General features: G+C 70.4%; 6 protein-coding genes. 1 reads left to right on the top strand and 5 read right to left on the bottom strand.

Annotation, left to right across the window (positions count from 1 at the left end; all coding sequences use genetic code 11):
- Nucleotides 1-15 precede the first annotated feature (15 nt).
- Genes B0W80_RS33090 through B0W80_RS33075 form a run of 4 tightly spaced genes read right to left on the bottom strand, consistent with a single transcriptional unit; the run spans nt 16 to nt 3,644 of the window.
- Nucleotides 16-240, bottom strand: a complete 225-nt coding sequence (locus B0W80_RS33090) for a DUF2783 domain-containing protein (RefSeq protein ID WP_077003382.1) — start codon at nt 238-240, stop codon at nt 16-18.
- Nucleotides 237-1,922, bottom strand: coding sequence for an FAD-dependent monooxygenase (locus tag B0W80_RS33085; protein WP_077003381.1), 1,686 nt, complete (start codon nt 1,920-1,922; stop codon nt 237-239). Before B0W80_RS33085 ends, B0W80_RS33090 begins: the two co-directional genes overlap by 4 nt.
- A gap of 43 nt (nt 1,923-1,965) precedes the next feature.
- The gene (locus B0W80_RS33080; protein ID WP_077003380.1) at nt 1,966-3,087 is read right to left on the bottom strand and encodes a S9 family peptidase; all 1,122 of its coding nucleotides are present in this window, start codon (nt 3,085-3,087) and stop codon (nt 1,966-1,968) included.
- Nucleotides 3,084-3,644, bottom strand: a complete 561-nt coding sequence (locus tag B0W80_RS33075) for a VOC family protein (RefSeq protein ID WP_077003379.1) — start codon at nt 3,642-3,644, stop codon at nt 3,084-3,086. Before B0W80_RS33075 ends, B0W80_RS33080 begins: the two co-directional genes overlap by 4 nt.
- 100 nt (nt 3,645-3,744) lie before the next feature.
- Between B0W80_RS33075 and B0W80_RS33070 the strand changes: the two genes are divergently transcribed.
- The gene (locus tag B0W80_RS33070) at nt 3,745-4,656 is read left to right on the top strand and encodes a LysR family transcriptional regulator (RefSeq protein ID WP_077003378.1); all 912 of its coding nucleotides are present in this window, start codon (nt 3,745-3,747) and stop codon (nt 4,654-4,656) included.
- A 67-nt stretch (nt 4,657-4,723) separates the two neighbouring features.
- Here the strand turns inward: B0W80_RS33070 and B0W80_RS36445 are convergent.
- The coding region (locus B0W80_RS36445) for an autotransporter outer membrane beta-barrel domain-containing protein (protein ID WP_077003377.1) at nt 4,724-9,610 on the bottom strand (4,887 nt) is incomplete at its 5' end.

Here is a 9,610-nt window from a genome sequence, read left to right as displayed (position 1 = left end):
GGGTGGTCGTCATGGTCATGGGTTTTGTGTGGGGCGGCGTTCGGTGGGGGCGGGCAAGCCGCTCACCCGCGCTTCTTCGATGCAGGCCAGCAGCGTGGCCGGGTCGCCGCACTGGTTGGCGAGCAGCAGCACCAGCCGGGCGTTGAAGTCGGCGCTGCCGGCGTCGTCCAGGCCTTCCTGGGCCGTGAGCCAGGCGCCGTAGAAGCCGTCGGGGTCGGCGATGTGAAGGTCGGTTCTCATGCGGTCTCCGTCGGGTCCATGGCCCGCGTCAGTGCGTTGTCGATGTCCGCCGGCGTGGCCTGCGCGAGCAGCGCGGCGCGGTACGCATCGGGTCGCACCAGGCAGAAGCTGCCGGGTGCGTCGAGGCCGAGATGGCGCAGCAGGGCCTCGTCGGCGGCCAGCGTGGGCAGGACGCCGTCCGCGCCTGCGGTGTCACCGCCCACGGCGAGCAGGCGCAGTGGGCGCTGGCCCAGGCGCGCCAGGGCTTCGGCTGCGGCGGCGCGTGAAGGCTCGCGCCACAAGCCGACGAAATGCGTTCCGCCGCCCAGGTATTGCATCAACGTGCGCTGCTGCTCCGTCGCCGCCTCGCCCGCATCGCCCGCATCGCGCAGGTGCACGTTCTGCACCGACCGGCCGCCCTCGGGCAGATGCGGCGAGGCCGGATAGGCGTTCGCGACCGCCATGCGGCCGGTGTTCACGAGGCTGCGCGCGAAGGCATGGCGCGAGGCGAGCGCCACGACCGCGCGCCGCATCGTGTGCTCGGCCGGCGAGCGCGGCGCGAGGAAGCGGGCCGATCGGCTCGTGACGACGAGGTTCTCGATCGCGGCCGGCCGGCGCTCGGCGTCGTAGCTGTCGAGCAGCGCATCGGGCGCCTCGCCGCGCACCACCAGCGCGAGCTTCCAGGCGAGGTTGGCGGCATCCTGGATGCCGTTGTTGCCGCCACGCGCGCCGAAGGGGCTCACGACGTGGGCCGAGTCGCCGATGAAGATCACACGGCCATCGCGAAAGCGCTCGAGCAGATGGTCGCGATAGCCGTAGGGCCCGATCCAGACGAACTCGAATTCGACATCGGGGCCGAGCTGCTCGCGCAGGCGCGCACCGGCCACCTCGGGCCGGCTGATCTCCTCGGTGTCGCAGTCCTCGGGCATCTGGTAGTCGATGCGCCAGACGCCGTCGGCCATCAGGTGCTGCCAGACGGCGCGGCCCTGGTTGAAGGGCGCGTCGACCCAGGTCCAGCGCTCGATCGGCAGCGGCTTCTTGAAGCGCACGTCGCTGATGCACCAGCGGTCGGTGCTGCGCGAGGCATGCCCCGGCACGCCGAGCTGTGTGCGCAGCGGGCTGTTGGCGCCGGTGGCGTCGATCAGGTGATCGGCTTCCAGCGTGTAGCTGCCGTCCGGTGTCTGGACATCGATGCGCACGCCGTCGGCCAGCGCTTCGATGCGGCCCACGCGGCTCTTCCAGCGCAGGTCGGTCAGGCCCAGCTCGATGATGCGGTCGACCAGGAACCACTCGAGGTAGAACTGCTGCAGGTTGATGAAGGGCGGCTGCTTCGAGACGCTGTCGATCTGCAGGTTGAAGTTGTAGACCTCCTCGTCGCCCGAGAACGTGCGCCCGAACGACCAGGTGATGCCTTTGTCGGCGATGCGCTCGTAGATGCCCAGGCGCTCGAAGATCTCGAGGCTCTTCTGCGCGTAGCAGATGCCGCGCGACGAGGCGCCGCGCACGCCGACGGTGTCGTCCTCGTCGAGCAGCACCGCGCGCACGCCGCGGCTCGCGAGGTCGCAGGCCAGCGTGAGGCCGGCCGGGCCGGCTCCCACGATCACGATCGGATGACGCGTGCGGGTTCCGTGGGTCAGTTCCGGCGGCGGCTCGAAGGGCCAGTGCGGAAGTTCGTAGGCAGGAGCGAAGGCGTAGGTTTCCATCGGGGATGCTGTCTCTTGTCGTTCGTATCGGTGCGCGGTGGCGTCAAAGCGCCCGCGCCCACTCGGCGATCGCATCGGCCGCCTGCTCCACGAGCTGCGGCTGGCCCGACAGGTAGTGGTTGCCGCCCACGATGTCGACGTTGCGAATGTGCGAGCCGCCGGCCGCCAGCCAGGCCTCGCGCGTGCTCGGAAAGGTCGACTGGTCGCCGGTGTAGGTCAGCAGCAGCTGCGGCACGGTGCAGCGCGCGAGGTTCGAGGGTCCGTCTGCTTGCGACAGCGAAGACCATTGCGACAGGAAGGCCGTCAGCGAGGTGGTCCGGCCCATCGCATTGGCCGAGTAGTTGACCTGCCGCGCATCGCCCCACACGCTGCCCGGCGCGCGGTCGTTGCTGTCGATCGTGAGATCGACGCAGCGCGGATCGGCATGCGTGCGATACACCACGAAGGCCTGGTCGCGCGGCGCGCCCGGCGTGCCGCGCAGCAGGCGCAGGCGCTCGAGCGCCCAGCGCTCGATGCGGTCCAGCCGGGCCTTCTGCGCAGCTGAGAAGCGCGCCAGGAACTCGGCGGTGTAGGGCCGCGCGTGGCGCGGGTCGTACATGTCGAGCTCGGGGTCGACCGAGAGCGGATCGTGCTCGTCGGTCACCGACGGGTCGATCCAGTCGCGCATCAGTTTCGAGCGGCCCTGGTGCGCGGCGCACAGCGCAATGCCGTCCACGCGCGGCAGATCGTCGGGGTGCAGGTGGGTCGGATCGCCGTCGGCGAAGTGGTGCGCCGTGAGTTGCTCGGCCTGGGCCTGGTAGAAGCTCGAGAGCGCAGCGCCGCCCGAATTGCCGATCAGCACGACCTTTTCGTAGCCCTGGCCGCGCAGGAACTGCACGCCCGCGCCCAGGTCCTGGATGGCGCGTTCCATCAGCAGCACCGTGTCGTTGCCCATGTAGCGCGAGTTGAGCCCCATGCAACAGATGCCGCGCTCGGCCAGGGGGCCGATCAGGTAGTGCCCCATGAAGTTGCTCGTGGGGTGCATCACGATGGCGGCGATCTTCTTCGGCCCCGCCGGCGCGCGCCAGGCGCCGTAGATGCGCGGACGCATCATCTGCAGGCCCGACTGGCTTTCGAGCGCGGCGCCGGGTTTGACGTCGATGACCGCGAGTTGAAGATCGGTCATGCGCGGTCCTTCTTGTCGCGCAGCAGTTCGGCCTTGCGCACCGTCCAGGCGTCGAGGTCGGCGCGCGCGCGCAGCGCATGGGCGTCCATCTCTGCCTGCGACACCGTCGGCGTGGTCAGCTCGAGCCGGATGCCGTTGGGGTCGAAGAAGTAGATCGATTCGATGATGTGGTGGTCGGTCAGGCCCAGCACTTCGACGCCGGCCGCCTCCAGCCGCGACTTGGCGGCGAGCAGGTCGGCGTGCGAATCGACGCGCAGCGCGATGTGATTGACCCAGCCCGGGGTGTTGGGCGACGGCAGTGCCTTGACGTCGTCGCCGAGGTCGAAGAAGGCGATGTACGAGCCGTCGCGCATCTGGAAAAAAATGTGGACGTAGGGGCAGTATTCGCCGGTGCTGGGCACGTGGTCGGCCTTGATCACGTGCACCAGCGGCAGGCCCAGCAGGTCTTCGTAGAAGCGGCGGGTTTCTTCACTGTCGCGGCAGCGCCAGGCGAAATGGTGCAGGCCGCGCACCGGCACGGGCGTGCCGGCGGTCGGGTTCGATGCGGTAGGGGTCATGGGCGGCTCTCGCTGCATTTGCAATGGGGCGACAGGGATTGGGCCTTTGCGCTGCTTATGATGCAATCGAAAAAATTTCATCGATTAATGAACAAGTCATATGAATTTGACTTTGCGTCAGCTGCGCGCCTTCGTCGCGGTCGCCGAAACCGGCAGCTTCACGGCCGCTGCCGACAGCCTGCATCTCACCCAGTCGGCGCTGAGCGTGCTGGTGCGCGAGCTGGAGCGTGAGACCGGGGTGCAACTGTTCGACCGGCACACGCGGCGCGTGGTGCTGTCGGACGCCGGTCACACCTTTCAGCCCTTGATCCAGCGCCTGCTGGCCGACCTGGGGAGCGCCGTCGCCGAGCTGACCGATCTGCGCGAGAAGAAGTCGGGCCTGCTTCGTCTCGCCGCGCCCCAGCTGATGGCGTGCACGCTGATGCCGCGCGTCATCGCGGCCTGGCGCGCGCGCTACCCGGGTGTGGCGGTCAACCTGATCGATACGCTGCCCGAGCACCTGCTCGACGGCCTCGCGACCGGCGAGGCCGAATTGGCCGTGGGGCAGGACGTGGTGGTCGATGCGTCCATCGAGCGGCGCACGTTGTTCCGCGACCGCCACTGGCTGATCTGCCCTCCCGAGCATGCCTTCGCCAATCGCCGCAAGCTGCGCTGGAGCGAGCTCGAGCCTTACACCTTCATCGCACCGACGCGCGACTTCCGCCAGCGCGTGATGCCCGAGCTGTCATCCGAGGTACGCGCGTACATGCAGCGCCCCGGCACGCTGGAGGTGTCGTACATGACGACCGCGCTGGGCATGGTGGCCAACGGTCTGGGCTTGACCGTCTGTCCTTCGTACTCGGCATCGCTGGTGCGCGCCCATGGCCTGCGCATGGTGCGGCTCGATGCACCCGACTTTCATCGGGAAGTCTGCGTCTACAGCGCTGCGGGCCGCTCGCTGTCGCCCGCGGCGGCCAGCTTCGTCGCGATGCTCGAAGCGGTGGCGGCGCCGCAGGATGCCAAGGGCAGGTGAGCATGCCGACGCGCCTGGCCGACCCGGAGACGTCGGGCGTCGACCAGCGCAACGGCGCCATCGACGATCAGAACAGGTAGTTCACCCGCAGGATGCCTTCGTTGGACCTGTAGCCCGATCCGAACTGCGCGCCGTACTCGGCCTTGAGCTCCAGGTTCTTCTTCACCGTCACGCTCACTCCGAGCCGCACGTTGCCGAGGTTCGTCGGCGCGCTGGCCGCGGTGTCGAAGGTGGCGACGCCTGGCGCCGCGCCCTGGAACCGGGCGGTGGCGCCCCACTGGTTCTTGTCGTGCACGGTGGCACCGACGGTGGCGTAGGGCCGCACGGTCATGCCGTTGCCCAGTTCCATGCGGCCGCCGACTTCGAGCATCGGCGAGGCCGAATACATCGTGTCGCTGTTGCCGTCGACGTTCAGGCCCAGCGGCCCTGCACCTTGCTCGCCGTAGCCGCTGCTGTGCATGTGCACCGCATGCAGGTCGAGGTAGGGCTTCAGGTACCAGTTGTCCTGCGGCATCAGGTAGGCGATGCGTGAATGCAGGCCGGCCTGCGTCAGGTTGAAGCTGCCGGTGGCCTGGGCAGCGAAGCCCGGGAAGGCGATGTTGCGCGTGCTGTCGTAGCTGCCGTAGCCCAGGTCGGCCGAGCCGGAGAAGGTCCAGTGGCCGATCTCGCGCTTGAGCACCACGCCCACGCTGCCGCCGGTGCCGCTCACGCTGCCGGCGCCGGTCGCGCTGTTGGCGCTCTCGGTGTCGTAGGCCGCGCTCGCGCCTAGGAACCAGCCGTCGGCGATCTGCTTCTGTCCGCCGACCTGCACCGTGTGCGTGCCGGCGCTGTAGTTGGCCCGGCTCGAGGCACCGTCGGTGGTGCGGTTGTCGATCACGCGGGCCCAGCCGCATTCGCGTTCCTTCATGTCCGTGCCCTGTGCCTGGTCGAAGGTGGGGCAGGAGTTCATGCGGTCGACGAAAGCATGGCTGGCGGCCAGGCGCGTGGTGCCGACCGTTTGCTGGGCCTCGTTGCTCATGCTCGCGAGGGCGGCCTTGTAGGTCGCCGGGTCGTTCACGCCGTTGGCCAGCAGGGCCAGGGGCACGCCCAGGCCGCCGGCGCCGGCATCGAAGTTGGCCTGAAGGTGGCCGGCCACCGATTGCGCGTTCTTGCCCAAGCCCGTGGCCGCCGAGTCGAAATTTGCCTGCGGCGTGACGAAGACGGACTGCTCCGCCGTGCCGTCCGCGGCCGTGGTGCCGGCGGTGGCCAACTGGTAGTGCACGAGCATCGGGTCGGCCGACCGCAACTGCGCGTCGTCGAGCGTGCCGCCCTTCACGTCCATCACCTGAACGGTGTTGGGCGACAGGCGCGCGGGACGCATTTGCACGGCACCGGCCAGCATGGCGTTGCCTTCCACGGTCAACCTGTCGGATGCGCCGGCCACGTGGTCGCTGTCGAACACGATGCGGCCGCCGTCGCCCTGCACGAGGTCCCCATGGACCACCGTCGCCGCGCCCGTCGCGCCCTTGCCGCCGATGTCGAGCACGCCGTCGTTGCGCGTCGAGACCGCCGCCACGGTGCTGCCGGTGTTCCAGGTGCCGTTGTTCAGCACGTAGCCTTTGCCGGTGCCCGCCGTCACGTCGACCGAGCCGTCCATCAGCGCGCCGAACAGGTTGTGAACGTAGGTGTTGCCGTTGGTGCCGATGACGGCCGTGCCGGCGACGCCGTCGACCGAGGTCAGCGTGCCGAGGTTGATCACCGCGTTCATGCTCGCCGTGTCCGACGACGTGGAGCCGTTCATCACCTGCACCGCCGCACCGCTGCCGTCGCCGGCCGAGAAGTCGGTGCCGCCGGAGACCTTGCCGCCGGGCTCCACCGTCACGTCGACGATCGATCCGGGCGTGCCGGCGCCGCCCTTGCCCGAGCTTTCGGCATAGATGCCCGGCGATGCCTGCCCCAGTGCGCTGACCGTGCCGCCCACGACGATGTTCACCGGGCCGCCGTTGCCGGTGCCGCCGGCCGAGCCCGTATACGCGCCCTGCTGCGTGGTGATGCGCCCGCCGCCGCCGCCGATGCTCTGGGCCCAGATGACGGGCGTGTTGCTCGCGGCCGTCGTCGTCAGCGTGGTGCCGGTGTTGGTGCTGACGTTCACCGCGCCGCCGTTGCCGTTGCCCGGATGGTTCCAGCTCGCATCGAAGCCGAGCTGCTGCGCCGTCCAGCCGGTGTCGCCCGCGAGGCCGCCGCCGCCGCCGATGCTCTGCGCCAGGATGGCGATGGCGCCTTGTCCGCTGGTGGTGATGTTGCCGCCGGCGTTGACGGTGGTCGAGCCGCCGTCGCCGCGCATCTCGCCGGTGCCGAAGAAATTGCCGCCATTGGCGATGCTGCCGCCCAGGGCTGCGCCGCCGCCGCCACCGATGCTCTGCGCCAGCACGCCGTAGGCATTGCGACCCGAGGTGGTGACGCTGCCGTTCTGGTTCACCACCACGTCGCCGGCCCAGCCGTCGCTGGCCAGTTTGTTGGCCGAGCCGCCGAAGGTGAGATGGATGCCGTGCGCCGGATTCTTGTCGTCGGCACCGACCGGGTCCTTGACGGCCGCGCCGCCGTTGTTGTCCTGCGCGTCGGTCGAGAAGCTCTTCGCGATGCCGCCGCCACCGCCGATGCTCTGCGCGATGATCGCGCTGGCGTTGTGGCTCTGCGTGATGATGCTCGCGCCCGCCTCGTTCGTCACCGTCACCAGGCCGGACGACACCGCGCCGTCGGCGAGGCCCGTGCGGCCGCCGTCGGCGCCGAGCGTCAGATTGGTGTCCGACAGCGCACCGTTGCGCGAGCCGCCGACGCCGCCCATGCCGCCACCGCCGCTGATGCTCTGCGCCACGATGCCGTTGGCCAGTGCGCCGGTGGTCACGATGCTGCCGCCGGCCGCGTTGGTCACCTTCACGTCGCCTGCCGATCCGCCGCTGCCGCCGGTGCCGCCCACCCCGACCGACGCGTTGGCATCGCCCTTCGTGCCGGCGGCCGTGGCCGCGCCACCCTTGCCGCCACCGCCGCCGATGCTCTGCGCCAGGATGCCGTCGGACAGCGCACCCACGGTGCCGATGCTGCCGGCGTTGCTCACCGTCACGGTGCCGCCGGCGCCGCCACCGCCGGCCTGGCCGCCGATGCCGATCTTGGCCGTGATGCTCTTCGACTCGGTGCCGCCGTCGTCGTCCTGGTCGTCCTGGCTGGCGCCCAGGTCGTTCAGCGCGCCGGCGTCGGACTCGGGGTCGCCCAGCTTCGACAGCCGGACGTTCGTGCCGCTGCCGTTCGTGTTCGTGCTCGTGTCGGTGAGCAGTGCGTTGGCCTGGTCGACCAACGCCTGGGTCGACGTGAATTGCCCGATGCCACCGGCCTTGAAGGCCTGGCCGATGTTGTCCAGCGTCGTGTCTGTCGAGGCGACGCCGTTGCCGCCGTCGCCGGTCGACTTCTTGCTGCTCAGCGTGGTCGCGCTCTTGCCGCCCAGGCCGCCGCCGCCGCCGATGCTCTGCGCCACGATGGCCGGTGCGTCCGCGCCGAAGGTCACGATCGACGCGGTGGCGCTGTTGGTCACGCTGACTTGGGTGGTCGTGCTGAAGGTGGACCCGCCGTTGCCGCCCTTGCCGCCGATGCTGAGCGTGGCTGCGAAGTCGCCGTTGTCGCCATTGGCCTTGGCCGTGCCCGCGGCACCGCCGGCGCGCCCGCCACCGCCGCCGATGGCCTGCGCGACGATGCCGGAGGCGCCGTCGCCCAGCGTGAGGATCGCGCCGCCGTTGGTCGACTCCACGCCCAGCAGGGCGTTGCCGCCGCCGCCGCTCTTGCCGCCGATCGTGATGCTGGCGCCGATGCCGGTGCCGCCGCCGGTCGAGTTGGACTTGGCATCGCCGCCGCCGCCCGAGCCGCCACCACCGCCGATGCTCTGCACCAGCATGCCGTCGGCCGACTCGCCCGTGGTGACGATCAGGCCGCCGTTGTCCGCGCTGGCGTAGTTGCCGTCGCCCGCACCGCCGCCGTTGCCGCCGATCGCAGTGCTGACGGACGCGTTGAAGTTGCCGCCGTTCGCGGTCGAGGTGGCCTTGGCGTCGCCGCCCGTGCCGCCGCCGCCGCCGATGCTCTGGGCCACCATGCCGATCGAGCCCGTGCCCGTCGTGCCGATGAAGCCGGCGTTGTCGATGACGACCGTGTTGCCGGCGCCACCGGCGCCGCCCGTGCCGCCGATGGCGACGGACATCGACAGCGAGGGCAGGTTGTCCGGCGCATAGGTCTTGGCCTCGGCCGTCGATGCGGCGCCGATGCCGCCGCCGCCGCCGATGCTCTGCGCGACGATGCCGAAGCTGTCGGAGCCGCCAGTGCGGATGGTGCCGGCATTGGTACTGCCCTGGTCGGCGTTGTTGCCCACGGCCTGCGAGGTGCCGCCGCCGCCGCCGCTGCCGCCCACGGCTTCCTGCGCGCCGAAGACGCCGCTGATGTCGTCGCCGAATGCCGCGCCGCCCTTGCCGCCGCCGCCGCCGATGGATTGCAGTTCCATGCCCGACGAATGCTGCCCGGTGGTGGTGATGGCGCCACCGTTGAAGGCCGTCACGGTGCTGCCGTTGCCGCCGCCCGCGCCCGAGCCGCCGATGGTCAGGTTGATGCCGAGCCCGCTGCTCTTCGCATTGCCGCCGTTGCCGCCGCCGCCGCCGATGCTCTGGCCCATGAGGCCTGCCGACGCGCTGCCCGACGTGGTGATGCTGCCCTGGTTGGTCATCACCACCTGGGCGCCGTCGGCGCCGACGGCACCGCTGCCGCCGATCGACATCCAGCCCTTCGAATCGCCGCCGTTGCCGCCGCCGCCGCCGATGCTCTGCGCGAGCACGCCGGGCGAATCGGTGCTGCCGGTGCCGATCGAGCCGCCGGCCTGGTTGATGACCGTGACCGTGTCGCTGGCGCCGCCAGACGCGCCTTCGCCGCCGACCGAGCCGAT

This window comes from Variovorax sp. KK3, assembly GCF_001984055.1.
Taxonomy (GTDB): Bacteria; Pseudomonadota; Gammaproteobacteria; order Burkholderiales; family Burkholderiaceae_C; genus Variovorax.
This window is presented reverse-complemented; position numbering and strand designations above follow the sequence as displayed.

Coding starts and splice junctions, on each gene's coding strand:
- B0W80_RS33090 (WP_077003382.1), bottom strand. CDS start 240: ATGAGAACCGACCTTCACATCGCCGACCCCGACGGCTTCTACGGCGCC.
- B0W80_RS33085 (WP_077003381.1), bottom strand. CDS start 1,922: ATGGAAACCTACGCCTTCGCTCCTGCCTACGAACTTCCGCACTGGCCC.
- B0W80_RS33080 (WP_077003380.1), bottom strand. CDS start 3,087: ATGACCGATCTTCAACTCGCGGTCATCGACGTCAAACCCGGCGCCGCG.
- B0W80_RS33075 (WP_077003379.1), bottom strand. CDS start 3,644: ATGACCCCTACCGCATCGAACCCGACCGCCGGCACGCCCGTGCCGGTG.
- B0W80_RS33070 (WP_077003378.1), top strand. CDS start 3,745: ATGAATTTGACTTTGCGTCAGCTGCGCGCCTTCGTCGCGGTCGCCGAA.